The sequence below is a fragment of the Bradyrhizobium sp. LMG 9283 genome, from assembly GCF_045571415.1.
Classification (GTDB): domain Bacteria; phylum Pseudomonadota; class Alphaproteobacteria; order Rhizobiales; family Xanthobacteraceae; genus Bradyrhizobium.
Map to the genome: position 1 here is coordinate 7,011,618 of NZ_CP120691.1, position 26,710 is coordinate 7,038,327.

The 26,710-nt window shown below is 60.8% G+C and carries 24 protein-coding genes and 3 pseudogenes; 20 read left to right on the plus strand and 7 right to left on the minus strand.

Annotation, left to right across the window (positions count from 1 at the left end; all coding sequences use genetic code 11):
• The first annotated feature begins 40 nt into the window (after positions 1-40).
• Both P6U29_RS32820 and P6U29_RS32825 read left to right on the plus strand, forming a co-directional pair.
• Positions 41-496 (plus strand): hypothetical protein, encoded by a 456-nt coding sequence (locus P6U29_RS32820; RefSeq protein ID WP_407114451.1) that lies wholly within the window; start codon positions 41-43, stop codon positions 494-496.
• A 2,067-nt stretch (positions 497-2,563) separates the two neighbouring features.
• Positions 2,564-2,902: an H-NS family nucleoid-associated regulatory protein gene (locus tag P6U29_RS32825; RefSeq protein ID WP_407114452.1), complete on the plus strand. Its 339-nt coding sequence runs from the start codon at positions 2,564-2,566 to the stop codon at positions 2,900-2,902.
• Positions 2,903-4,513: 1,611 nt separating this feature from the next.
• Here the strand turns inward: P6U29_RS32825 and P6U29_RS32830 are convergent.
• Complete coding sequence (locus tag P6U29_RS32830) at positions 4,514-4,714, minus strand: hypothetical protein (protein WP_407114453.1); 201 nt, start codon at positions 4,712-4,714, stop codon at positions 4,514-4,516.
• Positions 4,715-5,174: 460 nt separating this feature from the next.
• On the opposite strand from P6U29_RS32830, the gene P6U29_RS32835 reads away from it, so the two are divergent.
• The 15 genes and pseudogenes from P6U29_RS32835 (at position 5,175) to P6U29_RS32905 (ending at position 17,744) form a co-directional block, all read left to right on the plus strand.
• Positions 5,175-5,399 carry a hypothetical protein gene (locus P6U29_RS32835; RefSeq protein WP_407114454.1) on the plus strand — a complete coding sequence of 75 codons (225 nt, stop codon included), beginning with the start codon at positions 5,175-5,177 and terminating at the stop codon, positions 5,397-5,399.
• 665 nt (positions 5,400-6,064) lie between these two features.
• The gene (locus P6U29_RS32840) at positions 6,065-6,187 is read left to right on the plus strand and encodes a hypothetical protein (protein WP_407114455.1); all 123 of its coding nucleotides are present in this window, start codon (positions 6,065-6,067) and stop codon (positions 6,185-6,187) included.
• A gap of 129 nt (positions 6,188-6,316) precedes the next feature.
• Positions 6,317-7,327 carry a cytochrome c oxidase subunit II gene (gene coxB, locus P6U29_RS32845; protein WP_407114456.1) on the plus strand — a complete coding sequence of 337 codons (1,011 nt, stop codon included), beginning with the start codon at positions 6,317-6,319 and terminating at the stop codon, positions 7,325-7,327.
• A 2-nt stretch (positions 7,328-7,329) separates the two neighbouring features.
• Positions 7,330-9,237, plus strand: a complete 1,908-nt coding sequence (ctaD, locus tag P6U29_RS32850) for a cytochrome c oxidase subunit I (RefSeq protein WP_407114457.1) — start codon at positions 7,330-7,332, stop codon at positions 9,235-9,237.
• Positions 9,234-9,833, plus strand: a complete 600-nt coding sequence (locus tag P6U29_RS32855) for a cytochrome c oxidase subunit 3 (protein WP_407114458.1) — start codon at positions 9,234-9,236, stop codon at positions 9,831-9,833. The genes ctaD and P6U29_RS32855 overlap by 4 nt, the downstream gene beginning before the upstream one ends.
• A complete protein-coding gene (locus P6U29_RS32860) occupies positions 9,830-10,183 on the plus strand; it encodes a hypothetical protein (protein ID WP_407114459.1) in 354 nt (117 codons plus the stop codon). The genes P6U29_RS32855 and P6U29_RS32860 overlap by 4 nt, the downstream gene beginning before the upstream one ends.
• A complete protein-coding gene (locus tag P6U29_RS32865; protein ID WP_407114460.1) occupies positions 10,171-11,094 on the plus strand; it encodes a cytochrome c oxidase assembly protein in 924 nt (307 codons plus the stop codon). Before P6U29_RS32860 ends, P6U29_RS32865 begins: the two co-directional genes overlap by 13 nt.
• Positions 11,095-11,167: 73 nt before the next feature.
• A complete protein-coding gene (locus P6U29_RS32870) occupies positions 11,168-11,959 on the plus strand; it encodes a GlcG/HbpS family heme-binding protein (RefSeq protein WP_407114461.1) in 792 nt (263 codons plus the stop codon).
• Positions 11,960-12,065: 106 nt separating this feature from the next.
• Positions 12,066-13,901, plus strand: coding sequence for a methanol/ethanol family PQQ-dependent dehydrogenase (locus P6U29_RS32875; protein ID WP_407114462.1), 1,836 nt, complete (start codon positions 12,066-12,068; stop codon positions 13,899-13,901).
• Entirely contained in the window at positions 13,867-14,715 is an 849-nt protein-coding gene (locus P6U29_RS32880; protein WP_407114463.1) for a substrate-binding domain-containing protein, read from the plus strand. The genes P6U29_RS32875 and P6U29_RS32880 overlap by 35 nt, the downstream gene beginning before the upstream one ends.
• On the plus strand, positions 14,715-15,350 hold the full coding sequence (locus P6U29_RS32885) for a c-type cytochrome (RefSeq protein WP_407114464.1): 636 nt from the start codon (positions 14,715-14,717) through the stop codon (positions 15,348-15,350). Before P6U29_RS32880 ends, P6U29_RS32885 begins: the two co-directional genes overlap by 1 nt.
• A 12-nt stretch (positions 15,351-15,362) precedes the next feature.
• The gene (locus P6U29_RS32890) at positions 15,363-15,740 is read left to right on the plus strand and encodes a c-type cytochrome (protein WP_407114465.1); all 378 of its coding nucleotides are present in this window, start codon (positions 15,363-15,365) and stop codon (positions 15,738-15,740) included.
• A gap of 187 nt (positions 15,741-15,927) precedes the next feature.
• Positions 15,928-16,179: a hypothetical protein gene (locus P6U29_RS32895; protein WP_407114466.1), complete on the plus strand. Its 252-nt coding sequence runs from the start codon at positions 15,928-15,930 to the stop codon at positions 16,177-16,179.
• Positions 16,180-16,333: 154 nt separating this feature from the next.
• A complete protein-coding gene (locus tag P6U29_RS32900) occupies positions 16,334-16,426 on the plus strand; it encodes a hypothetical protein (protein WP_407114467.1) in 93 nt (30 codons plus the stop codon).
• 127 nt (positions 16,427-16,553) lie between these two features.
• Positions 16,554-17,744: pseudogene (locus P6U29_RS32905) on the plus strand (IS3 family transposase).
• Positions 17,745-17,979: 235 nt separating this feature from the next.
• Here P6U29_RS32905 and P6U29_RS32910 read toward each other — a convergent pair.
• Positions 17,980-18,252 (minus strand): type II toxin-antitoxin system YafQ family toxin, encoded by a 273-nt coding sequence (locus P6U29_RS32910; RefSeq protein ID WP_407114468.1) that lies wholly within the window; start codon positions 18,250-18,252, stop codon positions 17,980-17,982.
• 12 nt (positions 18,253-18,264) lie between these two features.
• Positions 18,265-18,531 carry a type II toxin-antitoxin system RelB/DinJ family antitoxin gene (locus tag P6U29_RS32915; RefSeq protein ID WP_104464508.1) on the minus strand — a complete coding sequence of 89 codons (267 nt, stop codon included), beginning with the start codon at positions 18,529-18,531 and terminating at the stop codon, positions 18,265-18,267.
• A gap of 449 nt (positions 18,532-18,980) precedes the next feature.
• Between P6U29_RS32915 and P6U29_RS32920 the strand changes: the two genes are divergently transcribed.
• Positions 18,981-19,145 carry a hypothetical protein gene (locus P6U29_RS32920; RefSeq protein ID WP_407119608.1) on the plus strand — a complete coding sequence of 55 codons (165 nt, stop codon included), beginning with the start codon at positions 18,981-18,983 and terminating at the stop codon, positions 19,143-19,145.
• Between the two features lie 1,350 nt (positions 19,146-20,495).
• Here the strand turns inward: P6U29_RS32920 and istB (P6U29_RS32925) are convergent.
• Both istB (P6U29_RS32925) and P6U29_RS32930 read right to left on the minus strand, forming a co-directional pair.
• Positions 20,496-21,365 carry an IS21-like element helper ATPase IstB gene (gene istB, locus P6U29_RS32925; RefSeq protein ID WP_407114469.1) on the minus strand — a complete coding sequence of 290 codons (870 nt, stop codon included), beginning with the start codon at positions 21,363-21,365 and terminating at the stop codon, positions 20,496-20,498.
• 11 nt (positions 21,366-21,376) lie between these two features.
• Positions 21,377-21,727, minus strand: a pseudogene (locus tag P6U29_RS32930) (IS21 family transposase); the annotation flags it as partial.
• Positions 21,728-21,775: 48 nt separating this feature from the next.
• Here P6U29_RS32930 and istB (P6U29_RS32935) point away from each other — a divergent pair.
• Positions 21,776-22,573, plus strand: a complete 798-nt coding sequence (istB, locus tag P6U29_RS32935) for an IS21-like element helper ATPase IstB (RefSeq protein ID WP_407114470.1) — start codon at positions 21,776-21,778, stop codon at positions 22,571-22,573.
• A gap of 145 nt (positions 22,574-22,718) precedes the next feature.
• Positions 22,719-22,980: pseudogene (locus P6U29_RS32940) on the plus strand (ISNCY family transposase); the annotation flags it as partial.
• Between the two features lie 320 nt (positions 22,981-23,300).
• Here the strand turns inward: P6U29_RS32940 and P6U29_RS32945 are convergent.
• A complete protein-coding gene (locus tag P6U29_RS32945) occupies positions 23,301-23,678 on the minus strand; it encodes a TIGR02301 family protein (RefSeq protein ID WP_407119470.1) in 378 nt (125 codons plus the stop codon).
• 670 nt (positions 23,679-24,348) lie between these two features.
• The gene (locus tag P6U29_RS32950) at positions 24,349-26,598 is read right to left on the minus strand and encodes a hypothetical protein (RefSeq protein ID WP_407114471.1); all 2,250 of its coding nucleotides are present in this window, start codon (positions 26,596-26,598) and stop codon (positions 24,349-24,351) included.
• Positions 26,599-26,710: the final 112 nt, after the last annotated feature.

The following is a 26,710-nucleotide window of genomic DNA, read 5'->3' on the forward strand; positions in this document are numbered from 1 at the left end:
TTGGATCTCGTTTCGGCCGTTCGGAGCGACCGCTCAATTCATGGCCCGGACGGATTTGCAGCGTCTCCGCCATTCCCTGGTCGATCAGATTATGTCCACCTACCTCGATCGACTCGCCCAAAGGCGGCCGGTGAGCCCATTCGAGCGAATGGCGATCAACGCGTTCGGTGCAACAATCGCCGATGACCTCGCGATCAAGCTCATGACGCCGGACAACCTGTCCGCCCTTTTAAAGAGCGGCACTGTTCGCAACGGCGCGGAGAACATCACCTTCGGAACGATATCGTCATTGGCCGAGCTCGACATCTCCAATATCTTCGTTTTCGCCGGACGGATCACCGTAGTGAAGCCTGTCGAGTTTGCGTTGCAGCTTGGCGACAGTCGGGACGCAGGTAGCGTCAGCATGCATCTCGACGGGACGACCTGGAAGCTCTCGGGGATTGGGCTGCCGCCGAAGGTCTTGGCGAACATGGTTGACCGGCTGCCGACGCGGTGACCCCGCCGGCCCTCCCGCGCTCTCTGGCGTGACTGGTTGATTCCGCTGGCACGGTCCTTGCCGATCCACCCCTACTTCGTCGGTCCTGGGAGGGAGCCATTTCGATGAAACAGAAGTCTCGAGTCCCAAAGCCCCGCAAGCCTACTCTGGCACACATGTTCTCCGATCTGGTGAGATTGCGTAAAGCAATGGAGCACCTCGAGGGGCTGAGAAAGAAGGTCCGGCTCGCCGAGGCCGCGAACGTTGCACTAGCCTCGGCGGTTCGGGTCCTGGTAAATCCCAGGTAGAAACGCTGCAACGCGGTACCGCATTCGCTGGTAGGGAGCGGTTCTCTTTACCTTTGAGAGTGGCAGCCGCATTCAGTATCGGCGTCATCACTGGCTATTGCATTAGGGCGCTCATTTCCGCAAGGCATCGAGCAGCGGCCCGCCGCAGGCGCCGTGATTTCAATGACGCCGAGGTCCAACTGTTGGCCGTGGCCAGAAGTCGACGGAATCGGCTGTCAATCTAGTTTAGGAGGCAACACTTCTGCGACCTCACTCCTCCGGATCAAACCGAGTCGAGGAAGTGTTTTCGCCTCGGTTAAGCAGCCCAAGCCGTCGTTCCAGCTCTTCCTTTTTCGCTAACAGCCTCAGCGAGAGAATTTCATTGACTAGCGTGTGCAGTTGCCACAGCTCCTCCACAGACATGCTCTGCAACCGCTCCCGTTCCATGAATCCCCCGACTCACGTAGGGCCTTAGCTTGGAGTCACCAAACGGGGCCGGCAACGAGACGTCAAGTTGAGGATGGAAGGTTATCTACTTACGGCTTTGGCTTGGTTTGTGCGAAGCTGACCAAACCACGCTTCTCGTACGCGCGCGATGGCGCGCAGATGCGTTTCGACGCGCCCTAGCAAGCAGCATTCGAAACGGATGCGAAGCTGAACCGAAAGTAGCTCCGGTCAGATTGTCGACATTAATCAGATTGACGCCATTAAACGATAAATTTGATTATGGTTGATAATCATGATGACTCCACCTCAAAATTGAAAAATATCTTTGGGGAAAACATGGGAGGCCGGAATGGAAGCTGCCCGCCGCTTTCGCGCAATGGCGTTGCTTAGCCGATAGACTGCCGCGCGCCAACCTGAGAGAAGCTGGAAACTGCTCGCTGAGGCAGAGTACTGGGAGCATCTGGCGGCTGCGGCTTTGGCCCACTGAGCTTCGGCCGAGCGATCTCGTCCTTTCTCTTTTCATTGACTTCTTACTGCAAGTCATATTTTGAGACAGGTCATGTCCAGTATGCGTCAGATTTATAATTGTGCTGTTCTGAATGAACGACGCCAAGCGCTTGTGGCGGAGCTTAGAGAAGTGGAGAAGCTTCGAAGTAAGCTCCGACACGCAGAAGCGAGAACAATAGGCAGAAGACGGCGTGTTAAACCCGGCGGCAGAGCAACAGCCGTGAACTAACTCGGGGGCGAAATGGGCAGTCTATTCGGGGCGGAGTCGCTTCCGTTCGACATTGCACCTTGAAACACAGCAACGAGCCGATCAGTTTCCCAAAGCTCCACGTCGTGCTCGCAACACATTTGCTCGGCTCGACGTCTCGCCGCCTGCTCGTCAATGCAGTCAAGCTTTGCGGCGCAGATCACGCGCCGGCTGCTGTCAACCACGAACACTTTGTACCGCATGCTGGCAGTCCCATCCAAAAGGGGACCGTCCTCGTAAATCAAATGTACGCCTGAGGCAGTGCCAAACCAAGTGCGGGCGTGCGGAACCTTTGTACGTTTGGCAATTCGGCTATATCAGCGTGAACTCATTGATCGCGCGGTGGGCGCATTAGATACACCGCTTCAGTGTCGGTAAGTTTGTGGATGTCATGATACCGGTCTGCCGGCCGTCAGCGAGGGTCGCCCCTCGCCCCGAATTAAATGCTCCGCCATGATATTACCGCCGTCGCGCCTTTGTCCCTGCTACCTTCCGCATTTAAATGTGGATTGTACGGCTAATATTTAGCTGCTGGCTTGCCCGCTCCTTCATTCCCGACTTGTCTGCCTGGGCCTCCTCCCGAGAATTCGGATCGGATCCATGAACACCGAGCACTTCAATTCGCTCTCCCTTGACGAACTCTGGACACTTCACCAACAGGTCACCGCCAGCCTCACTCAGAAAATGTTAGTGCAAAAAGCACAATTGGAAGAACGGCTTCACAAGATCAGATTCGCCGACAAGGCCACACCGCTCGATCGTAAGCGCCGCCCATACCCGCCCGTTCGTCCCAAATATCGCAATCCGAAGAACCCGGCGGAGACATGGTCGGGTCGCGGCAGGCTGCCTGGGTGGCTGCGGCCGCAGCTTCGAGGCGGCCGGAAATTGGACGATTTCCTGATCGACCAGGCTGCGGTTCAAAAGCGGCAGACAAATTGAGCGCCGCGGCCGCGAGCGGGTTGGGAAGAAGCCCAACGCCCATCCTCATTTTGGCCGATGATGTGGCCGAAGCCATGCCTTCGAGCGCGCCCAGAGGATCGCGTCTTGCGAAATAGTTCGTTAGCTCCTCTGTGCCTAAGCTTGAAGCGTGCCGCCCACCGCCGATGCGGCACATGGAATGGGAATGCCGGCCCCGGCTGCTTACCCCATCCTGCGGCTGGGGCCGTTTTGAACTTTCTCAGCATCTACAACCATGCTTGGAGGCATTGCTATCGCGCTAGGTGGAATGGACATCTTTTCTCACCTTGATGGAGCGCTCTTCAGGGGGCGCAATACTGACGCCGCGATCAGGCTTATGCGGGAGATCGGCCGCGGGTTTGGTTTATAGACCCGGTCATTTGAAAACCAATTCCAGCCTCTGCTGCCCGAGGTCCGGCGCAGTTGGCCAATTCTTAAATGCGCCGCATTAGCCCCGGTATGAGGCTACTCAGTTCGCTTGGCAGCCAACTCGCGAGCAGCCAAATTCAGCTCCAGCTCTTTTGAGCTGTTCGATCAACTGGTCTATGATGGAGCCGACGAACAAATCCGTACAACTGCGAAAATGTATCGGGCCGCGAGGAATTTTCGCAGCGCACTACTTCTTCACCAGTAGTCCCATAGTCCGCGCCATTCGCCTTACTGATCCCGCATGGCGGCCCAGATCGGCGGCTATCTTAGACACGCCAACACCCTGCCGGGCCAGCCTGACCAATCGTCGGACCTCCTGCTCGGCCCATTGCTTCGGCTTCGATGTTTTCATCAGAGAAGCTCTGGAGAGGCATCGAGAAGAATGCAGCTTCGTCGCCACGTCCCATCGACGCCCGTGATGCTGACGGTATGCTTGTGTTCAAACCGAACACGGTGCGCCTTTCGACTGTTTCCCCTCATCGGCAATCCCCAATTTCACAGTTTCTCCAAATAAATGCGCCGCCTCCCTGCGCGGCAAATCGATCTTCGTCGACTGAGCCAGAAGAGTCGTCCTGGTCGTTTCATCAGTTTTGTCTGCCCCACGATCAATCGGAGCCATTCGCGAGTTCAAGAATGAAGATGGCCTAACGGATGTCATCTGTTGGTTGAATTTCGAGAGATTGAACTTGCGACAACAGAGCGGCGACATTCGCCACAATCTCAGAATCTTTGGCACGAGGGGCTTGTCTCAGATTTCGCGTAGGGCTGCAGAAATTTTGACGACATCGTCGCAACTCTCTATTCGCGAGTCGGCGTTGCTTTGCCGTAACGCAATCAAAAAAAAGAGATGATGAAAAATTCAGCTACTACAACAGGACAGGCCTCGGACTAGGCTTGCCAGGACAACCATGGCCACGCTGGCCATCTGTAGAATGTCCTTTCCAGAATTTACGCCAAAGCGATTGACAAACAGTTATGAGGTTGCGAGCAGTCGGTATTTTGGTATGCAAATTGTGTCGAGAGCCTGTCGAAACTCGGCGAACAATGGCTTCGAAGCCACGTTGGGTCAAGGAGCGGCTGAACGCGGACGAGCGAGAGGATGGGGGTTTGGTTGAGAGTCATTTTGTAGAGACTGAGACGGATCCGGCCCCGATGCGCTCGAAACTAAATTGCCGTCTTTTTCGTGACCCGCAAGCTACGAACGTAATACCCTTGTCGCTGAACCGTTGACCTGATCTCGTCGCTTACTTTGAGAATCCTTTTTCTGGTCTTACGCCACTTATTTGCAGAGTAAGCCGCGGGTATCGCGGAGCCTGTGCTTAGAACGAGCAAGTCACGCTTCCCATTGCGATAGATATCAAACACTTTTCGTCCCCTAAACCTGTCGAAGTAAACACGAAATGTATTTCGATCATTCTGATCGAGCAGCTTACTACCTCGAACGCCTGCGCGGGTTGCAAATGTGCAACGCTCCGCGACGTCAGCTTCGCGACGTGCCAAGCCAGCGAACACGCCGTGGAAGGTTCTAGCCAACATCAGCAGCGGACCACTTCCTGGCTGCTTGAGTTTAGCCTGCCTGTATCGCTGAGCTAGCACTTGGCGCCATCGTAAGTTCCATCTCGACATACAAGTAGCGCATCCGTAGTAGGTCTCATCAATGTCGGTGATGAAACGAAGGGCTATTCGGAGACCGCCGCATTGGAGATCGTGTTCACTCAGACGACGCCGGGCCAATGCTACCAAGCCTTTGCAGTCGACTACGGCAGACAAAATTAGGCCGAGTTATGATTGCGACTGCAGTCGAAGACCAAGCGATTGCGCCCGAATGGCGCTGATCGTCGGTACTGATCGGTTCGGTCGGCTCTTCCGAGCTGCCCGGTTCGACGAAGTGGGTGGCGATATACTCTACGATGCACGAGACGAGGATGCCGCAGCCGCGATGGAAGACGAGTTCGCGCTGCACATTTCGAACATCGCCTCGAAGATCCTTGATCGCACGATCAATGTAGTGCTCGTTCTCCCGTGGCAGCTCATGAAATCGGGACAATAGCTGTTCACAGCCCCTCACTAGACAAGTGGACACGATTGAGCCTGCATATTTCGAATCCCTGTGCTATGCGCCGGAACGACGGGCTTGCTTGGCGATTCCTTCCGCGTCACTGGAGTTCGTGATGTTGATGTTCCGGGAGCGATGCGCTGCTTATCGCACGATCGAAGGCCGGGCTCGATCGGTGTTTTTGGAAGCTGGCGCCATCCGCGAGTGCGAAGAGCACGGTGCAGGACCGACACGGATCCGTACGCTCGTGATCGCGCTTTCGACATTGCTCGAGGGTCGCCGCTGCCCGGGGTCTCACCTGAGGTGGCGACTATCGCAGTAGCGGAGCTTCTGGACGGAATCGGCGACACTTGCCCCGGTGCCTTCCCTAAGCGGCCCTTGAGATCGGCCGCTCCTTCAGCAGACGCTTCGCAATCTCTTCGGCGACATTGAGGGCTTTGATGCTATCCGGCAACTCAGCACCTCCTGCCTCGAGAGCCCGCATTTCGATCCACCAGATCAAAGTGATAGCGTGGCACGTGTAATCCTCAAACTGATGAGGGACTGCGCGGACTTGAGCCTTCGTTCCGGTGCAGAGGGGCCATCCCATCACTCCCAATAGGAACTTCCCGGTCACCGGAAAATTTCCGTTCCGGAACAATAGCATTCTGGAGTTAAACATGCTCGAAGCGCTGCGTGTGCTTGCCCAGCCGGGTGCCATCATCGCCGTGCTCGCCGTCCTCTTGCTGATGGCAGCGGCAGACGCGGCCATCGTAATCGCTGCCAAGGGTTGGCCCTTCTAATTCGCCGAACGATGGCCGACGTTGGAGACGGTCCCTCCCGGCTGAGCGCGCGCATCTATCGATCAACAAATAGGAACCTTAGTAGGATTCACCGGTTCCGCCTGTGCAGCGGAGTACGGCGAAGCGTCCATGCAGGTCTGGGTGCGAATGGTTCTGGTGTTATACACGACCTGGCCGTTTGCCGCGTGCGCCGGCCAACAGTCGGCGCTTGATCCACAAGGCTTTCAGTCGGAGCAAATCCGGTACACGCTTTTCATCTTCCTTGCTGTCGCGGCGATCGTCTGGGCCGCTGTCGTGATCGTGCTCGGCTTGGGAATGTTGCGTCGGAAGCGTTCGATCGATCAACCGCTCGACCTGCATCAGCCGTTTGAGGAGCGCACAGGACGCGTCATTCTCGGGCTCGGCATTGCGACCACCGTGATCGTCCTGGGCCTCTCCTTCGTCAGCTATGCCGGCCAGCGCACCGTCTTTGCCAAGGACGAGAACGCCCTAACGCTAAAGATCATCGGCCACCAATGGTGGTGGGAGGTCCGCTATGAGGCTGACAGCCCGCACCAGAGCTTCGTGACCGCGAACGAGATCCGGATCCCGACTGGCAAACCGGTGAAGCTCGAGCTGGAATCTGCCGACGTAATCCACAGCTTCTGGGTGCCGAGCCTGACCGGAAAGATGGACCTCATCACCGGCCAGAAGAACGAACTGCAATTCACGGCAAAGAACGTCGGCGTCTATCGCGGACAATGCGCTGAGTTCTGCGGGCTCCAGCACGCCCACATGGCGTTTGCGGTGATTGCACTACCTCCTGACGAGTTCGGTCGCTGGCGCGATCACGAAAACCAGAGTGCGAGTAGTCCTGCCGATCCGCTCGGCAAAAGGGGCCAGGCTCTCTTCCAGGCACGTGGATGTGCCCTGTGCCACAACATTAGCGGCACCCTCGCCGGCGGACAGCTGGGTCCGGATCTCACTCATATCGGCAGCCGCACGACGATCGCGGCAGGAACGCTGCCGAATACCCCGGGGACGCTCGGCGCCTGGATCGCCGATCCGCAGCACATCAAGCCCGGCAATCTCATGCCGAAGATGCCGCTGCAATCGGACGAGCTCATCGCGATCCTTCATTATCTGGAGCAGCTCAAGTGAGCATGGCCGCTGAACCACGCGAGTTGCGGGACGACGTCCTGAACGGCTTTCAGCTGTCGACACAGCTTGAGCGCGTATGGCGCACCCCCTCCGGCTTCCTCGGCGCGTTGATGTCGGTCGACCACAAGATCGTGGGCCGCCGCTATATCGTGACCGCATTCGCCTTCCTGATCCTGGGCGGCCTTCTTGCGGTCCTGATGCGCATTCAGCTTGCCGGCCCCGAGAAGACGTTTCTCTCGGCAGACAAGTACAACCAGATCTTCACGATGCACGGCTCGACCATGATGTTCCTGTTCGCCGTGCCTGTGATGGAGGCGTTCGCCGTCTATCTCGTGCCGCTGATGGTCGGCACGCGCAACATCGCCTTCCCCCGCCTGAACGCCTTCAGTTATTGGATGTTTGTGTTCGGCGGTGCTTTTCTCTGGATCTCATTTATACTCAATGTCGGCCCTGATGTCGGCTGGTTTTCCTACGTTCCGCTCTCCAACCTGCAATTCACGCCAAGCAAGCGCGCCGACGTGTGGGCACAGATGATCACCTTCACCGAGGTCGCCGCGCTCGCGGTATCCGTCGAGATCGTCGTCACCGTCTTCAAGCTGCGCGCGCCCGGCATGACGCTCGACCGCATTCCGCTGTTCGTCTGGGCAATGCTGGTCACGGCTTTCCTCGTGATGTTCGCGATGCCCTCGGTCATGGTCGCATCGACATCGCTGATCCTGGACCGCCTCGTCAACACCCGCTTCTACGACTCCTCATCCGGCGGACATCCCCTGCTCTGGCAGCACCTGTTCTGGTTCTTCGGCCATCCCGAGGTCTACATCATCTTCATTCCGGGCACCGGCATGGTCTCGGCGATCCTCGCGACCTTCACGCGCCGGCCGGTTGTCGGCTATCCAATCGTCATTCTGTCGCTGATCGCGACGGGATTGCTGTCGTTCGGTCTCTGGGTCCACCACATGTTCGTCACCGGCCTGCCGCAGCTCGGCGCCGGGCTGTTCACGGCCTCCAGCATGCTGATCGCGGTGCCGAGCGGACTGCAGATATTCTGCTGGCTCGCGACGTTGTGGGACGGGCGGCCGGTCTACCGGACGCCGCTCTTGTTCGTGATCGGCTTCATCGTGATCTTCGTGCTCGGCGGCCTCTCTGGAGTCATGGTGGCCTCGGTGCCGATCGACACCCAGGTGCACGACACCTATTTCGTCGTCGCTCACTTCCATTATGTGCTGATCGGGGGCGCCGTCTTCCCGCTGATCGGCGCCGTCTACTACTGGTTTCCCAAGATCACCGGGCGCATGCTGGGCGAACGCCTTGGGCAGTGGAATTTCTGGCTCGCCTTCATCGGCTTTAACGTTGCGTTCTTCCCAATGCATATTCTCGGGCTGATCGGGATGCCGCGCCGGGTCTACACCTACACCGCCGACATGGACTGGGCGCATTTGAATCTCGTGTCCAGCGGCGGCGCCCTGGTCTTTGCGCTCAGCTTCGTCCTGTTGCTGCTCAATGTGATCTACAGCCTGCGCAACGGTGAGCTAGCGGGCGACAATCCCTGGAATGCCTCGACGCTGGAATGGGCGACCTCGTCGCCACCCCCGCCCCAGAATTTCGACCGCATTCCGGTGGTCAAGCACCGCGATCCTCTCTGGGCTGATAACGAAAGCCTGCCCGTGGTCGCCGGCCTCAGCGCGGACCGGCGCGAGGTGCTCGTGACCTCGCTGGCGGATGCCGAGCCGCAGATCCGAGAGGCCTCGCCCGAGCCAAGTATCTGGCCGCTGCTCACGGCGATCGCGACGACGATCTTCTTCATAGGATCAATCTTCACACCCTGGGCCGTGCTCTGGGGCACGCCGCCAATGGCCGTTGCTCTGATCGGCTGGTTCTGGCCAACGGGCAGCAAGGAGGATGAGGCGTGAGGCAGACCATCGTGCGCAACGTCTCGGACCTGCCGACCTACGGCTTCGGTCCGCGCAGCGGCCCCTGGTGGGGCGCCATGGGCTTCATGGCGCTGGAAGGCATGGGCTTTGCCGTCGCCATCGGCGCCTATCTCTATCTCTACGCCGTCAACCCGACCTGGCCGATCGGCGCCCCGCCTCCCGACCTCTGGCCCGGCACGGCCGCGACCGTGCTCTATCTGCTCAGCATCATCCCGAATGAATATACCAGCCGCGTTGCGCACCGGCAGGATCTCGCGACGACACGCATTTGCCTGATCGTGATGGCCTTGATCGGCATCGCACTCCTTGTGCTGCGCGGCTTTGAGTTCGCCCATCTCAACACGCGCTGGGACAATTCCGCCTACGGCTCCATCGTGTGGCTGATCCTCGGACTGCACACGACCCATCTTGCCACGGATGTCGGCGACACGGTCGTGCTGGCGGTGCTGATGTTCACGCGCCATGCCCAGCCAAGGCGTTTCAGCGACGTCACGGACAACGTGTTCTACTGGAACTTCGTCGTGCTGGCCTGGCTGCCGCTCTACGTCCTGCTCGATTGGGTGCCGCGCCTATGACCGAAGCTGACGAACGTTCGCGACTGTTGTACTGGGCCGGGGTGGCGCTCGGACCCATCGCCTGGGGGCTCAACCTGCAAGGCATCTACGTGCTTGCGCATTTCTCCTGCGAGACCACGCGCATCAGCGGTGCGATTGTCAGCCTCGTGCTGGCCATTGTCGCGTTTGTGGGCACGGCCATATCGGCTCGCGCAGTCCGGCGCAGCGCCGGGGCGGAATGGACCGACGCGCAAGGTGGCGGACCCAGAACATTCATGGCCTGGATCGGCGTCGGCACCGGCGCGCTGTTTGCGCTCGTGATTGCGAACCAGCTGGCCGCTTCGCTCTTGATCAGCCCATGCCTTCGCTGAGCATCGCAGCACTCCTGCTTGCCGTGTTGGCGCAGCCGGCACGCGCCCACGGCCTTTCCGACGTCGATGCCAGATCGCTCTGGAGCTACGATCCTTGGCTGCTGTCCCCGCTCTACCTCGTCGGCATCGCCTTCTATGTCGGCACGCAGCGGCTCTGGCGGCAGGCCGGCGGCGGCCGCGGCGTCAGCTTCCGCCAGGTGACCGCATTCTGGACCGGCTGGCTGGTCACCGCGCTCGCCATCACATCGCCGCTGCACTGGCTCGGCGAGCGCCTGTTCGCTGCGCATATGGTCGAGCATGAGCTGCTGATGGTGGTCGCCGCGCCGCTGATGGCCTACGCCCGGATCAACGGTCCGCTGCTGTGGAGCCTGCCGGCGTCGTTTCGCCCTGCGGCCGGGCGCTTCCTCAATCTGGTGCCGGTGGCAGGCGCCTGGGGCTTCATCAGCCATCCCGTGAGCGTGACGGCGCTGCATGGGACGGCGCTCTGGGCCTGGCATGCACCGCCGCTCTATGCGTGGGCGCTCGCCGATTCTGCCGTGCACCGCCTCCAGCATGTCAGCTTCTTCGCGACCGCCCTGTTGTTCTGGTGGGTGCTGCTGCATGGCCGCGGACAGGGCCGCAGCAGCCGGATTCGCGACGGCATCGCCATCGCTTGTCTGTTCATCACGATCCTGCATTCCGGCGTGCTCGGCGCGCTGCTGACCATCTCGCCGCGGCTCTGGATTCCCGGCCAGGGCGCGCTCGCCGGCGAATTTGGCCTCTCGCCGCTCGAAGATCAGCAGCTCGCCGGCATCCTGATGTGGGTGCCCATGGGCATCCTCTACACCGGCGCGGCGCTGTTCTTTGCGCATCGCTGGCTGACAGTGAACGATAGCCATGCGCCGCTCGCCCCCATCCGGCATCCGGGATGAGCGCCTCTCGCATAGGAACTGCAACTTCCGTTCGAACGTTCGCCTGCTGACTGCGACACCGAAGGGAGGTCACATGGGCAAACGATCCATCATGGCGACAGCTGCGATCCTGAGCGCGGCATTGTCGATGCCCGCGAGCCTAATTGCGCAAGACCAGCCGCGACCCGCAATGTCGTGTCCGGTCGACCATGATCAGCTCGCCGACATCCTCAAGAAGAGCGTCAAGCCGGGCGGCGGCCCGACCAATGGCGGCCTCGACAACAACGAATGGGCTGCTGTTGTCAACCGGCAGGGCATCGTCTGCGCGATCGCCTACAGCGGCAGCAAGGCTGATGATCAATGGCCAGGCAGCCGGGCGATCGCAGCGGAGAAGGCCAACACGGCGAACGCGTTCAGCCTGAAGGACAAGGCGATGGCGAGCGCCAATCTCTACGCCGGCGCGCAACCCGGCGGGTTCCTGTTCGGCGCCGCTTTTAGCAACCCACCTTCGCCGGAAACCCTCTATGCCGGCAGCCCTGACGATTTCGGGACGGCCCATGATCCGATGGTCGGCAAGCCCGTGGGCGGGGTGATCGCGTTCGGCGGCGGGCTGGCGCTCTATGACGGCAACGGCATCGCCGGTGCGCTCGGCATCAGCGGCGACACTTCCTGCGCCGATCACAATGTCGCCTGGCGCGTGCGTCACCAGCTCGGGCTCGACCGCGTGCCCGCTGGCGTCAGCCCGAACATGAAGGACGCGATCATCTATGACATCGGTCCCGACGGCAAAAGCCCGTCAGGCTTCGGGCACCCCAAGTGCAACGGCAAGGAGGACCAGATCGCGGTCGATCTTGGCGCGGGCGTCTCTGGCACCGTGGTGAGATAGCTCGTCCATCGCCGCTTTGGAACCAAGCGGAAGGGCAAGGTTTGTACGTTCGCAGACCGGCCTCCAACGCGGCACGGCCTCGTCACTGCCGTGGAGATCTTGACCTATGTTAGTGCGTTCTTTCACGCTGGTGCTTTGCGTGCTTTGCGCATTCGGTGCGTTGCTGTCATCCGCTTTGGCACAGAGCGATCTGGCCAGCCGCATGAAGGACCCCGGCCAATGGCCGATGGCGGCGCGCGATTACGCCAACACCCGCTACAGCGAGCTCGACCAGATCAACACCAGCAATGCCTTTCGCCTGCAGCTTGCATGGACGTTCTCGGTTGGCGCCGATCGCGGTCAAGAGGCAGCGCCACTCGTGGTGGACGGCACCATGTATGTGGTCGGCCCTTATGCAGGCCCTTACCCCAACCGCGTGTTCGCGCTGGATGCGACGAGCGGCGAACTGAAATGGTCCTACGCGCCGAAGCCGGAGCCTGCGGCCGCCGGTGTCGCCTGCTGCGATGTCGTCAATCGCGGCCTGGCCTTCGACAACGGCAAGGTCTTCCTCAACACGCTCGACAACCATACCGTCGCGATCGATGCCAAGACCGGCAAGGAACTCTGGCACACCAAGCTCGGCGAGATCAACAAGGGCGAGACCATCACGATGGCTCCCGTCGTGGTGAAGGGAAAGATTCTCGTGGGCAACAGCGGCGGCGAAATGGGCGTCCGCGGCTGGGTCACGGCGCTGGATGAGAACACCGGTGCGATCGCCTGGCGCGCCTATTCGACAGGACCCGATAAGGACGTGCTGATCGCCGGGGATTTCAAGCCGTTCTATGACAATCTGAAGGGTGCTGATCTCGGCGTGAAAACCTGGCCCGCAGATCGTTGGCAGACCGGCGGCGGCACGGTCTGGGGCTGGATCTCCTATGATTCCGAGCTGAACCTGATCTATTACGGCACCGCCAATCCGAGTCCGTGGAACGCGAATCAGCGCAGCGGCGACAATCTCTGGAGCGCGTCGATCTTCGCCAGGGATCCGGACACCGGCCGTGCGAAGTGGGCCTACCAGTTCAATCCGCATGATCTGTTCGATCATGACGAGGTCAACGAGAACGTGTTGGTCGATCTCGAGCTCAATGGTCAGCCGCGCAAGGTGCTGATCCATCCCGGCCGCAACGGCTACATGTACGTGATGGATCGGGCCACCGGCGAAGTGATCTCGGCGGACGCCTATGAATTCGTCAACGCGTATAACGGTATCGATCTCAAGACCGGCAAGATCATCCCGAACGAGGAGAAGACGCCGCTGGTCGGCAAGACCGTCGAGAACATCTGCCCGAGCGCGCCGGGCGCCAAGGATTGGCAGCCGACGGCGTGGTCAACGCGGACGAAACTGCTCTATGTGCCGCATCAGCATCTCTGCATGAACTTCAAGGCCTCGCAGGTCGGCTACATCGCAGGCACGCCGTATGTCGGCGCCGATGTCGACATGTATGCCGGCCCTGGCGGCCATCGCGGTGAGTTCATGGCGTGGGACCCGGTTGCGCGCAAGAAGGTATGGGAGATCCACGAGAAGCTGCCGGTTTGGAGCGGCGCGCTGGTCACCGCCGGCGATGTCGCGTTCTACGGCACGATGGACCGCCTGTTCAAGGCGGTGGATGCCAAGGACGGACATCTGCTCTGGCAATTCCGCGCCGGCTCCGGCTTCATCGGCCAGCCGATCTCCTACCGCGGCTCCGATGGACAGCAATACATCGCGATCCTGTCGGGCGTCGGAGGCTGGCCCGGCGTGGTCGCCAATGCCGAGGTCGATCCCCGCGTGCGCAACGCCGCACTCGGATTCAGCGGCGCGATGCAGGATTTACCGTTCTATACGACGGGCGGAAGCGAGCTGCTGGTGTTCAAACTCAGCGGCGCAAATGGTGAGGACCAAAGCCGTGCGCCTTCGAAATAGTGCCATCGCTTTTGCAATCCTGACCGGGCTCGCGACCAGCGCGGCGGCGTCGAGGGACGAATTTCGGGTCTGCGCCGATCCGAACAATCTGCCGTTCTCGAACAGCGCCGAGGCCGGATTCGAGAATAAGCTCGCGAGCATGGTGGCCGAACACTTCGGCCAGAAGGTTGCCTACACCTGGTGGACACAGCGCCGCGGCTTTATCCGTAACACACTAAAAGTGGGCCAATGCGACGTCGTGATGGGCGTGCCTGAAGGCTATGCTCTCGTGGAGACGACGAAGCCCTATTACCGCTCGACTTACGTCTTCGTCAGCCGGCAAGACCGCAAACTCGATCTGTCGTCGCTGCTCGACCCGCGATTGCATTATCTTGCGATTGGCGTTCATCTGATCGGCGACGATGGCAACAATCCGCCGCCGGCGCAGGCGCTCGGCGCAGAGGGCATCGTCGACAATGTCAGGGGCTATTCGATTTATGGCGATTATCGCCAGGCAAATCCCCCGGCGCGCCTGATCGAGGCGGTCGAGACCGGCGAGATCGACGTTGCCGCCGCCTGGGGGCCGCTGGGCGGCTATTTCGCCCAACGCTCAGCGGTACCACTCAACGTCAATCCGATCCGAGACTACGAGGGTTTTGCACCCCAGCAATTCCAGTTCGCCATTGCAATGGGCGTACGCAAGGGCGACCACGCTTTGCGCGACCGGCTGAATGCGTTCATCGACGCGCATCGATCCGAGATTGCATCGCTGCTGCGAAGCTTTGGTGTGCCGCTGCTCGAGCAGCCCGTCACAGCATCGGGAGGACATGAGTGATGTCAGCTCCAGCGCTGCGCGCGAGCGCCATATCACTGCTGCTGGCGGCCGCGCCGCATAGTGCCGTCGTTGCCCAGCAGACCCTGCCGCAATCGCAGGAGGCTCAGATGCCGATGCTGGGGCCGCGGCCGAATTTCGGCGGCAGCGTCGGCAATGGCCGGCCCGGCGTCTTTATGCAGGTTCCGGTCAGTCATCTCCACCCGGGCGCGCAGCCCGACCCGCCTCAGATCAAGAATCCCGTGCAGGGCGATCCTAACGCCGAGCAGCGCGGGATGACGTACTACATCAACTTCAACTGCGTCGGCTGCCACGCGCCCAATGGCGGTGGCGGCATGGGTCCGGCGCTGAGCAACAACACCTTCATCTACGGCTCGCAGCCCGAGAACATCTTTCTGTCGATCTACCAGGGACGCCCGAACGGCATGCCGGCCTGGGGCGGCGTGCTGCCCGACAGCGTGATCTGGGATCTCGTCACCTACATCGGCAAGATCAGCAATGAGCCGAGCCACCAATGGGGCCGCACCTTCTCGGCGAACCCTCTGTCGCCGGAGGTCGAGCAAGTCCCGACCGAGCACGTCTCGACCACCGATCCCTGGTCGGCGACCAAGACCTTCAATTTCGGCCAGAAGCCCTAATCGGAGTGGTGAATGGACAATTTTGCCGCACGGCTGCTCATCGCCTCGCTGCTGGGGCTGACGGTGATCGGCTGCGGCAAGGCCGAGGCTGCGGGCCCTGACAATTTCAACGGTGATGCACGGCGCGGCGCCGACCTTGTCAAGAACTACCATTGCGGCGGCTGTCACGACATTCCGGGAATTACCGGCGCGGACGGCAATGTCGGCCCGCCGCTGCATCGGATCGGCACGCGGACCTATATCGCGGGCTACATCCGGAACTCGCCTGACAATATGGCCGCTTGGATCGAAGATCCGCAGAAAGCGTTGCCGGGTAATGCCATGCCCACAATGGGCATCCCGCAGAAGGACGCGCGGGACATCGCGGCGTTTCTCTATACGCTGAAGTAGCATCATGAATCCGATAGATCGCCTCGCGACGTGTTCCGCGCCAGGCCGCTGGTGGCCATTGCGAGTGTGGTTGTCGCCATCATGGGCCTGGTGCTTAGCTGCTGCTCGACACGATGGTTTGGGCGATTTGGGAAGTCGGGTTCGATTTCTGGTCGCTGGGTGCTCGTGCCGCTGGGCGTCTGGCTGGTTGTTGCCGTTCATTCCGGCGCGTCTGACGCCTCGCCTGCGGGCCCCGCGATGGGCGCTGGGATTCCTGCTGATCGTCGCCGCAATCGTGCTCGGCGTCTCGCTCTCGCGCGATCCCCACGATCTCGCCGGCACGTTTCCAGAGAGCGGGATGACTGGGGCGGCGGCAGCTTCCGGATCGACGGTGCCTGCTTTCGGCGAGAACTGGACCGACTATGGCGGCATTGGTTCGGTAGGCGCTATTCCTCGCTAACCAGATCACCACGGACAATGTGAAGGATCTCAAGCTGGCCTGAGAATTCCGCACCGGCGACCACAAGGGGCCCGACGATTCCGACGAGATCACCAACCAGGCGACGCCCCTCAAGGTCGGCGACCTCCTCTACACCTGCTCGAAGCACCAGATCGTGTTTGCGCTGGACGCCGCGACCGGGAAGCTGCGCTGGAAGTTCGACCCGCAGGTCAGCAGGTCAAGCACAACAAGAACTTCCAGCACATGACCTGCCGCGGTGTGTCCCATCACGCCACCAAGCCCGGTGCCTTGACCGCCGACGGCGCCCCCGTGACCTTGCCCCACGGGCTTAATCCAGTTTGAAGTTCGTTCTGGCCCACGACAAGGACCAGAGCATGAAGCGCAGCCGCTTTTCGGAAGAGCAGATCATCGGGATTTTGAAGGAGCACGAGGCCGGCGTTTCGGTTGCCGACCTGTGCCGCAAGCATGGCGTCAGCGACGCCAGCATCTACAAATGGAGGGCGAAGTTCGGCGGTATGGAGGTGTCGGAGGCTAAGCGGCTGAAGGCGCTGGAGGATGAGAACACGCGGCTGAAGCGGCTGCTGGCGGATGCCATGCTCGACAATGTCGCGCTGAAGGACTTGCTGGGAAAGAAATGGTGACGCCCGCGAGGAGGCGGAAAGCTGTCGCCCATCTCATGGATGCCCACGGGATGAGCGAACGGCGGGCGTGTAAAACCATCGGCAGCTGCCGCATGACTGTGAGATACAAGACGATCCGGACGGACGCTGGCGGCCTTCGCCAGCGCATGAAAGGCGATCGCGCACGAGCGCCGCCGCTTCGGCTATCGGCGCGTGCATGTCCTGCTCAAGCGGGAGGGCTATAGGGTCAACCACAAGAAGCTGTTCCGGCTGTACCGGGAAGAGAAGCTTGCAGTGCGCCGCCGTGGCGGCCGCAAGCGCGCCATCGGGACCAGGGCGCCGATGACGGTGCCGATGGCGCCGAACGAGCGCTGGTCGCTCGACTTCGTGTCGGATCAGCTGACCTGCGGCCGCCGCTTCCGCGTCCTCACCGTGGTCGATGACTGCACCCGCGAGTGCCTGGCGCTGGTGGCCGATACCTCGCTCTCCGGCATCCGCGTGGCGCGGGAACTGGACCGGCTGATGATCGAGCGCGGCAAGCCGAAAATGGTGGTCAGCGACAACGGCAGCGAGCTGACCAGCAACGCCATCCTGACATGGGCGGATCAGAGCCGCGTCGCCTGGCACTACATTGCGCCGGGCAAGCCCATGCAGAATGCCTTCATCGAGAGCTTCAACGGCCGGCTGCGGGATGAATTGCTGAACGAGACGCTGTTCACGTCACTGGCCCAGGCTCGCGTCGCACTCGGATGCTGGCGGGCCGATTACAACGATGCCCGACCCCACTCGCAGCTCGGATGGAAAACGCCCTCCGAGTTCGCCTTCACCTGTCACCCGCGCCGGGATCTGGCGCTGCGCTATGCCGAAGGCTCCGCGCCAGCTCCCGTCGCTCCCACCGCCCAACCGGGCAAATCCAACGACCGGAGCGAACTCAGGATTGGATAAAACTTGGGGGCAAGGTCACCCGCTCCTGCCAACTGTCCGGCGCGCATCTTCATCGCGACCAACGGCGGGCGCATGTTTGCGCTGGATGCGCTGAGCGGCCACCCGCAGAGGAGAATTAGGACACTCGCGCTGGCGTGAGATTCGTGCGGATTTCACTTAGTGAAGAACGGGCGATTAACGGCACAGTTAACCGCCCCACGCTTGTGTGAGTCGCTCAGGGCTTGAGGCGGGCCGATCACCTCTCGAAAAGATCAGAATGAGTCCCTGTCCGAACGAGAACCAACTCATCAGGCTCGCTTTTATAGATGAGGCACCAATCGCCTTGCACGTGGCAACCGCGATAGCTCTCCCAAGGCCCCTTTAACGGGTGGTCATCGTCAATCGGCAAGAGAGGAGTGCCGGACCGAAGCTTGTTCACAATGATAACAAGCTTATCGATCCGGTAACCCCGGCTCTTTATCCGCTTCAGGTCTTTCTTGTATTGGGTTGTGAGTCGGAGGGGCTTCATCCCCTCGTAGTATCACTTTTCGTTCAGGATATCCTCAAACAGCTCCTCAGTTGTCCCCTGAACAACCTCGCCGCCGCCAGACTCCGCTTCCTGTAAAGCCGCCAATGTGACCGCGTTAGGAACGCAGACGTCAAAGGGAAGTCCCTTCCGAAAGACAACTTGACGATAGAACATACCGATAGCGTCAGTAGCACTTAGCCCAATGGCGGCGAACACTTTCTCCGCCTTCGCCTTAATAGTGGGTTCAATCCGAGCGTTGATTGTTGCTGTCTTGGCCATATGTCCACCTCTCGAAGGTGCGCTGTACGATCTTGATGTGTCGCACTGCTCCGTCTGTACGTTCGATGTAATCACGAACGCCACACGTCCGCAACACGTTCCCACAAGGAAACGAAAATTTAATTAATCGCAAATTCCTTCGCTAGATCAGGGTCTTACAGTCACTTTTACCAATTGGAAAGGGGGCCAATTCGGCCCCTTCTCCATATTACTACCAGAACGTGTGAAAACTGCCACATAATGGCCCTTGGCTTTTTCCTCCGTCGACTACCCGGAAGTTGCGGGTTCCGAACCGGCTTTATCGCCAATCGTCCAGACGCGATCCGTCCTTCCAAAGGTCGCTCTTGACTGAGCTGAGGCGTGCGGTTCGGCACGGTGCCGCAACACCTAGCGGGCTTGCCCAGTAAGTTGCATTGGTATCTCTCAATCGACTGCTTAGACTCAGAATCATGACCGACGCCAATCCTGTCCGGCTGCTCAAGCAAAAACATCCAGTGCGGCATATTCGGCGCCAGCAGGTATCTTATCGCGCCAAGCCGCTCCAGCTCATCTCGAAGAGCCGGGGAATATCTCACTGGCGAATGCAGCAGGAGGTTGCAGACCGGTGGCATTGATTGGCTTATCGTCCACGACCGAGATATCGTCTGTCACCCTCGACAGATTGGCGGTAGACAAGCTGGCATCGGAATTTGCATGAATATCGTGGCGGTCGGCAGAAGCACTGGATCAAGGTGAAGAACCGGAGCCACCCAGCGATCGAAAGGGAGTTATGAACTCCGTCTGCCCGGGATCAGCCCAGAGAAGTCGGGCCGTCGAATTTGATCTCGACCGCCTATCATCTGAGACGCTGCCCCTGCGATTTGGCCGAGACGATTTCGGCCGGTGCGCCGCGTGAGTGGTGCGTCGGGCCGCCCTGGTGTGCCGCAGCCAGCCCCGGGACGTCCGGGGTCGTTCCACGCAAAATGCCATCGGATCCACATTTGACGGGAACACCCGCCACAAAATCAGTCTCTTGAATTTAAATTTGAATCCGACGCAAAAGAAACGCTCCAGCCCGCCGGGGACGAGCTGGAGCTAAGTCTTAGCAACAGGTCTTGCGAAAGGATGGGCACGCAAGACCGATAGTCGAACCGAGTGCGGACACGATCGTTCCTAAGGGCCGCCTGCGCGTTGCAAGCTATGGCGACGGCCGCTAGCGCTTTCCGCCGGTGGGCTCGGCCCGGCGGAGCACTCTCCTCTTCTGCTTGGATCTTGGTTTTTCGTTCTGCTCAGCGGCGAGAACCCGTGCCCGGATTTCCTCTAATTCAACGAGTGCAGAAACGATGCTCTGAAGACGTTTGCGAATAGCAGCAGCAGGAATGACCGCTCGACCGCGGGTACTCATTGGACGCCCCCAGGTCCTTCTTTTTGGGCCCTTCGGTGAAAATGTTGCCTTTTTGGCAGGGTAGTCGTTAACACATTTCAATGACGGCTCCCTTGCGACCGTCAGCAGGAATTGTTGCCCGAGGGAACGGTCGCAATGTCTCGCCCAACGCGTATCTTCCGCACATGCGTATGACCTACGAGCTCTGCTTGGCGATTCCCGGCAAGCAGGTCCGCGACGGGCCGGACGGGATTCACGAAGCAAAGCACGATGGCTATCAGTGCTTGTCATCCGGGAGGACAAGCGTGTGCGCCTGCTCTCGCGAAATGGCACCAACTGAACCAGGCGTTACCGGAAGGCCTCTTCCTCGGATCCCGGCGTTTTGCGGAGAAGGCTTAACCAACCCTGCGCCACACGCAATCAAGAGGCGCGGTCGTCGTCGTTGCGGGCTCTGTCGGCCTCCTGGGCTGCGGATTCCGACGAAGTCGCCCTGGTGTACCGATTTGAAGTCGCCCGGGGATTCCGAGACGATGTCGCCCACCTCTCCGATTTGATCTCGCCCGGGGCGAGGCGTTCTGGCCGGTTGGTTCTCTGGCATCGGTCAAGCCTCGTGGTCAATCTGGAATCGCCGCTTGAATCTGCTTTTTGTTCTGCTGCCGTTGCTGTGGGCATGTGGGCAACGCCTTGGCGTTGTCCAAGCGAAGCGGCATGTCCACAGCGTCACGGGCTCAGGACTTTCGGGCGGATTGCCGGGTTCGGCGCAGCTTTCGCCGGAGAGATCGAGCCGATGGGCGTTGTGGACGAGGCGATCGAGGACGGCGTCGGCGTAGGTGGTATCGCCGATGAGCGCGTGCCACTGGTCGACCGGGAGTTGGCTGGTGACGAGGGTCGAGCGGCGGCCGTAGCGATCCTCCAGGATCTCCAGGAGGTCATGACGGGCGCCGGCATCGAGCGGCTCGAGCCCCCAATCATTGAGGATCAGCAGATCGACACGGCCGAGGCCGCGCAATAGGCGTGGATGGCGGCCGTCGCCGCGCGCGAGAGCGAGGTCATCGAACAGCCGCGGAACACGTTGATAGAGCACGGAGCGATTATCACGGCAGGCCTTGTGGCCGAGCGCCGAGGCGAGCCAGCTCTTGCCGACGCCGGCCGGGCCGCAGATCAGCAGGTTGGCATGGTCGTCGATCCAGCGTCCCTCGACAAGCTTGGCAAACAGTGGGCGGTCGAGGCCGCGCGGGGTGCGGTAGTCAATGTCCTCGACGCACGCCTGCTGGCGCAGCTTGGCGTAGCGCAGGCGAGTGGCGAGCCGTTTGTCGTGCCGCAGCGAGGCTTCACGTTCGAGCAGCAGAGCAAGCCATTCGGCGTGACCGAGGCTGCCAGCCTCGCCGGCGGCTTCGATGTCGGCGAAGGCCTTGGCCATGCCGTGGAGGCCGAGCGCGTTGAGCCGGTCGAAGGTCGGATGGGTGAGCAAGGGATCATCTCCTAATTGTAGTAGCGCGGTCCGCGGATGTTGGAATGCAGGATCGGCAAGTCGTCCGCGGAACGCTGGGGAGCAGGACGCCGATCGAGGTTGTTGGCGAGGATCGATTTGACCGAGCCATAGGTGCGCGCGCCGATGTCGATCGCCCGCGCAGCTGCCGCGTCCAGGCGCTCGCGCCCGTAGGATGCGGCGAGCCTGAGGATGCCGAGACAGGCGCGGAACCCCTGCTCGGGGTGCGAGCGCTCGTCGAGAATGAGGTCGCACAACGCGCTGACCGCCGGGCCGATCGCAGCGGCGTCCTGGCGGATGCGCGCGATGGTCCAGCCGGCGTAGCGGCGATGGCTGGAGGCCATGTCGCCGGAGTCTCACCTTGATCGCCGCCGCGCAGGAGGGGGCTTCTGATGCGAGCCATTGTCCCCGACCGCCTTAGCGATATGCTGACGCGCCTGAAGCTGACGGCTGTCCGCGACCAGCTGGATGGGCTGTTGGATGAGGCCGGCTGGCAAGAGCTGAGCCTACGCGAGACCCTGGTGCTGCTGTGCGAGCGCGAGATCGCCCGCAAGGATGAGCGGCGCGTCGAGATGACGCTCAAACTTGCTCGCTTCCCGTTCGTTCGCGATCTGTCGGGCTTCGACTTCTCGGCCCAGCCCTCGCTGGATCCCAAGCAGATACGCGAGCTTGCGAGCGCCCGCTGGATTGCCAATGGCGAGAACGTGCTGCTGCTTGGGCCACCTGGCGTTTGCAAGACGCATCTTGCGGTCGCTCTTGGTCGCGAAGCGATCCTGGCTGGGCATTCCGTTCAGTTCGTCGCAGCCACGACTGTCGTTGCGCAGCTTGCTAAAGGTCACGGCGAAGGGCGGCTCGAGGAGCGACTCGCGCAATTTGCCAAGCCAAAGCTCTTGATCATCGACGAGCTCGGGTATCTGCCCTTTGAACCCAATGCCGCGCATCTGTTCTTCCAGCTCGTTAGCCGTCGCTATGAGAGAGGCGCGATCCTGCTGACCAGCAACCGCAGTGTCGGCGAGTGGGGCTCGGTCTTCAGCGACCCCGTGGTTGCCACCGCGATCCTTGATCGTCTGCTGCACCACAGTCACGTCATCACGTTCCGCGGCGACAGCTATCGCTTGAAGGAGAAGCGCCGCAGCGGACTGCTGCAGAAGCCCGCTGCACCAGAAGCCAAATCGGAGAAGAAGTCCTGAAGCAAGCCGCTCGCTCGCTACAGCGCTATGACGGGCGCGCTTCGCGAGCGGCTTGCTACAGTCCTGCAAACAAAAAGGGGGTCACTTCCTCATGTCGCTGCGGGGTCACATCCGGACGTCGCTTGACAACAACTCTATCGAACCACAGTCAATCGAGCCCTTCCTGGCAAGCTTGCGAATGGCCTGGAAAGATGGCGGAGTACGGCCGACAGACCGATCGGTCGTGAAGGTAAACAAAGAACGCCGCCGCCCCGATCCGCTCATTCGGGTGACTGCGGAACTGAGGACCTGGTTCGAAGCTGAGCCGTGGCGTACCGGCAGCGAGCCTCTTGGCCGACCATCCCAGCGGCATCCTGACAAACAACCTTCTGCGAACGCTTCGGCGCCGACTTAAATCGCAGCGAGCGGGCTGACGCGCTCGTGTTTCAGCACCACGAATACGGCACTGCGAACTAATGATGAAGCACACAATGAGGCAAACGATGCACGGAGGAGGCCGGTCGTTATGCAATCTGACACCTCCACGCGGCCTCCTCTCTTGTCCTGGCTGACGTCACATTCACGCAGAGCAGAGTTCTTCAGGAGGAAGCCGGGGCAAGTGCTGGATCATCCGGATGACCAATCCACCCCTCTCGCCAGTCTCTGTTCTTTCAAAGCAGCTTCCTCAGTCCGGAGAACCAATCTGTCCGTCGGCATCCGCCGGCAGAGTGCGTCGAGGATCGCGCGGTCAGTTGGCATAGCGCGCCGTCAGGTCGCGTGAGATATTCAAGCCTTCCTCGATATAGCGGCTGATCGTCACTCTGGCTGCGGGCGTGCAGCTCCGATAGGTCAGCTCGAAGCCTTGATAGCCGCGGTTAAAGCCCGCGACCATGCGCGCGCGGCGGTGGCCAGAGGGGGTTTCGGCGTCGATCAGCTCCTGCATCTCCTTGCGCCATTTGGCGCCTTCATTGGAGCCGCAGATGCCGCGCAGATAGTGCAGGGCTCCGAGGATCTCGGCCAGTCGCTGCAGCTCGCCATCGAACGGTGCAGCCGCGTCCTGCGCACGGGCGGGCGTCGCAAGGCATGTCGATATCAAGATCGCAATGGCGACAAAGGGTTTAATCATCAGGAGTTCCGGAATCGCCGTGGTATGGCCCCCCAATGCGGCCTGGCCAAGGCGGACGAGGCGCCGATTGATCCCAGGGCGATGGCAGTGATCCTGGCTTGAGATGATGCTTTGTGCCGGTTCAACCAGCTTGCGGGCGTGGAAGAGAGGCAGGTCGACGCTGTGGCGAGTGCCGCTGAAGCGGTTGTCTCGCGAGTCCGGTTGCAACGGCATTCTCATTGAGAGCGCCGTATCGGTCCATCCACCTCGGCGGAGCTCTCATCACAGGAACTGAGTTGCAACTTGCTTAGCTGGTGCTCAAACCCCTCTTGACCCGCAGACATGTTGCCGGATTGTTGTCTCACCCGCTGCTGAACTTGCAGGGCAGCGTACCCCTGTATCCAAGCCTCCGTGTTGAATGGGTCGTTTGACTCGATCGGGTTCACGCCGCGCTCCCTTGAGAGACTGTCGTTTCGAAGCCTCCCTAGCCAGACTGGGGCCTGATGTACGGGCAGCGAAGGTTGCCGCTTGAGAAGCTGATCGAGCCAACACCGCCGTCGAAATCAGGCGTGTATTCACGCCCCAGCTCTGCAATCTGCATCGATTGGGTGCATAACCGGTCAAGCGCTGCGTGATAGAACGCCTCGCGCGAGCTGCCCGCCGAGCATTTGGAATTGCCGCCAACTTGCACTCACCGAGGTTCGGGATAGACGCGAACGCGCTGGCGTCCTTCGCTTTCCACCAACTCGCCCCTGTAAGGCACTCCGCGGATCTCGAAATAGGTCGGGCGTCCAACTTCGGGCATGATGCGCTCGCCTTCCAAAACGCGCACGAGGTAAGGCGGCAGGAACCGCTCCCTATGCTCCCAGCCGCCCCGGATAAGATGGCCAAGATCGACTGCACCTTCCACAGTTTGCCTTGCGCTTACGATTGGCAGTGGGCGATGCAGCGGCCGGGATGGCCCGGCTTCGTTCATCCCACCGGCGCGCGGGTGATGGATCAGGCGAATATCCCTGTGGCCTCCTGGTCCAAACGTCGCCGAATAGCGCTCCCCATTCATCGCAAATTGACTTGGCCCGAACTGGTTTGGCAGCAGATTGATGTTGCCCAATACATCGATCAACACGTCTGAAGCCGCCTGGGAGCCGTGGCGCCAGTTGGCGCCAACGATCGCTCCAATATCCCGCAGCTCCGGAGCCGCCCCCGGCGGTCCTGCGAACGACGAGGCGGCTGCGAATTCAGGTGCCGGCGCCGAGCGCGCATCGTCACGCAAGTCGTGGGGTGTGGGTGGATCCAGATCAACGAAGGAGTCGAGACCGGCGTAGATGTTTGACGATCGGGGCCTCACGGACGACGGCGATGCGGGTTCTTGCATCTGTTGCCCAAGCCAGGCCCAGGCTCCCTGGCTCGGGGTGGCTGGAGTGGCAGGAAGCTCGAGCGGCAGATGAGCCGGCGCGCCCCAGTGCGGCGCCGGCATTGGTGAGGCGGGTCCGTGGATCTGCTCACCAAGCCAATCCCAGGGTCCGGCGCTCGGCATCGCAGGCGTTCCGGGAAGCAGCTGGGACGAGCCGGCCTGCCAACCGCTGTGCGGCGCCGGCATCGATGAGCCAGATCCGTGCATTTGCTCTCCAAGCCAATCCCAAGCTCCCGCGCTCGGCGTCGCTGGCGTTGCGGGAAGCTCCTGTGGCGAGTGGGCCTGCCGAGCAACTTCCAGAGAAGGCTGACCCGGATCCTCAGGAGGCGGCAATCCAATTGCCCTGTTCGCCTCAAGGATTTGCTGGTAGCGCCCAAGCCTGAGCAGATCAGCGTTGATCTTGCTGTCGCCGGTTTCGTGCTTGTACTCCTCTAGGTCCTGAGCGAGCCCAGGGGTGGAAAGTCGGCCGGCGATCGGCTGTCTGTCATGCGTCTGCAGCCACTCACTCAGCCTGAACATGCGGCGAGTTTGCCTGTCGATCGTCTTTGCATCGATCCTGTCTGTTGCCTTTTCCGCCGCCGCCCACATGCAGATGAGGGTTGCGTCTTCAGCATGAGGAGCCAGCCGGCGGACATCGGCTGCCAAGGTGTTTCCGGCACCGACTTCACGAAGCTTCTTCAGGGCCGCCTTGATGCGCCTGCCGCGGTCCTTTGCGTAGGTGTCGACGTCCTCATCGAGCTCAGCTTCTAGCTGGTGGTTTTCCACCTCGGGATTTTCCAGCTGCGCGTTTTCCAATTCCCGGCGAATTCGATCCGCAATTGAGGGCCTGCCGGCCGCGCTCAGGCGCGCACTCAAATGGCGCAAATCGGCTGCCGCATTCTTGATCGTGCCATCGCTGAGGTTGCCCGCCGCCTTTCTTCGGAAATCTTCAATGAGCTCCTCATCGGCCGCAGAGACCCCGCGCGTCCGGCCTGGCTGCCTGGCGTAATCAATTCGTAAATTCGTCGAAAAGACGTCAGATTGCCCCGCGTCACGCGACGACTTTTCGCCGCTGCTCCCGCCAAGGGCCTTGCCGATTCCCGACTTGAAGCGTGACCATAATCCGCGGCTTTTTCCGCTCTTGGCCGACGCGGCAGATTCTGCGTCCGGAAAGCTGTACCGTGCGCTGCTAAACAGATCATCTCGCAAACTGGACTGCGGCACTGCTGAAGCGGGAGGCTGAAAGCTGGGAATGTCTACGCTCCGGCGCGTGCCGCCTAGCGCACTCTCCCTAAAAGCGGAGGGCGGCGGCACCCGCATCGAACCGCCGAAATCGTCCCGCCGGACTGCTCGACCACCTCCTGCGGGAGCCCGATCAGGCGAAGTTGACTTCCTTTGCTCAGACGGATCGAGATTCAAATCCTCCAGCCGCCGTTCAAAGTCACCGTGTTCGCTTGGGCTGCCCGCTCGCTGCCCATTCCGCCCCTGCAGGGCGGCGTACTCCCGCATCCAGGCTCCTGAATCGAAGAATGGGTCAACCGGATCCATCCTGCTCTCCTCATATTTGTATAGACCCTGCAGCAATCCGTACGGCCTGGATTACGGCCAAGTAGCAGCTCATTCAGCAAGAATCAGATTCTCGATTGTTGTAGCTTCAACC

Coding starts and splice junctions, on each gene's coding strand:
- P6U29_RS32820 (WP_407114451.1), top strand. CDS start 41: ATGGCCCGGACGGATTTGCAGCGTCTCCGCCATTCCCTGGTCGATCAG.
- P6U29_RS32825 (WP_407114452.1), top strand. CDS start 2,564: ATGAACACCGAGCACTTCAATTCGCTCTCCCTTGACGAACTCTGGACA.
- P6U29_RS32835 (WP_407114454.1), top strand. CDS start 5,175: ATGGCGCTGATCGTCGGTACTGATCGGTTCGGTCGGCTCTTCCGAGCT.
- P6U29_RS32840 (WP_407114455.1), top strand. CDS start 6,065: ATGCTCGAAGCGCTGCGTGTGCTTGCCCAGCCGGGTGCCATCATCGCC.
- coxB (WP_407114456.1), top strand. CDS start 6,317: ATGCAGGTCTGGGTGCGAATGGTTCTGGTGTTATACACGACCTGGCCG.
- ctaD (WP_407114457.1), top strand. CDS start 7,330: ATGGCCGCTGAACCACGCGAGTTGCGGGACGACGTCCTGAACGGCTTT.
- P6U29_RS32860 (WP_407114459.1), top strand. CDS start 9,830: ATGACCGAAGCTGACGAACGTTCGCGACTGTTGTACTGGGCCGGGGTG.
- P6U29_RS32865 (WP_407114460.1), top strand. CDS start 10,171: ATGCCTTCGCTGAGCATCGCAGCACTCCTGCTTGCCGTGTTGGCGCAG.
- P6U29_RS32870 (WP_407114461.1), top strand. CDS start 11,168: ATGGGCAAACGATCCATCATGGCGACAGCTGCGATCCTGAGCGCGGCA.
- P6U29_RS32875 (WP_407114462.1), top strand. CDS start 12,066: ATGTTAGTGCGTTCTTTCACGCTGGTGCTTTGCGTGCTTTGCGCATTC.
- P6U29_RS32880 (WP_407114463.1), top strand. CDS start 13,867: ATGGTGAGGACCAAAGCCGTGCGCCTTCGAAATAGTGCCATCGCTTTT.
- P6U29_RS32885 (WP_407114464.1), top strand. CDS start 14,715: ATGTCAGCTCCAGCGCTGCGCGCGAGCGCCATATCACTGCTGCTGGCG.
- P6U29_RS32890 (WP_407114465.1), top strand. CDS start 15,363: ATGGACAATTTTGCCGCACGGCTGCTCATCGCCTCGCTGCTGGGGCTG.
- P6U29_RS32910 (WP_407114468.1), bottom strand. CDS start 18,252: ATGAAGCCCCTCCGACTCACAACCCAATACAAGAAAGACCTGAAGCGG.
- P6U29_RS32915 (WP_104464508.1), bottom strand. CDS start 18,531: ATGGCCAAGACAGCAACAATCAACGCTCGGATTGAACCCACTATTAAG.
- P6U29_RS32920 (WP_407119608.1), top strand. CDS start 18,981: ATGACCGACGCCAATCCTGTCCGGCTGCTCAAGCAAAAACATCCAGTG.
- istB (WP_407114470.1), top strand. CDS start 21,776: ATGCGAGCCATTGTCCCCGACCGCCTTAGCGATATGCTGACGCGCCTG.
- P6U29_RS32945 (WP_407119470.1), bottom strand. CDS start 23,678: ATGATTAAACCCTTTGTCGCCATTGCGATCTTGATATCGACATGCCTT.
- P6U29_RS32950 (WP_407114471.1), bottom strand. CDS start 26,598: ATGGATCCGGTTGACCCATTCTTCGATTCAGGAGCCTGGATGCGGGAG.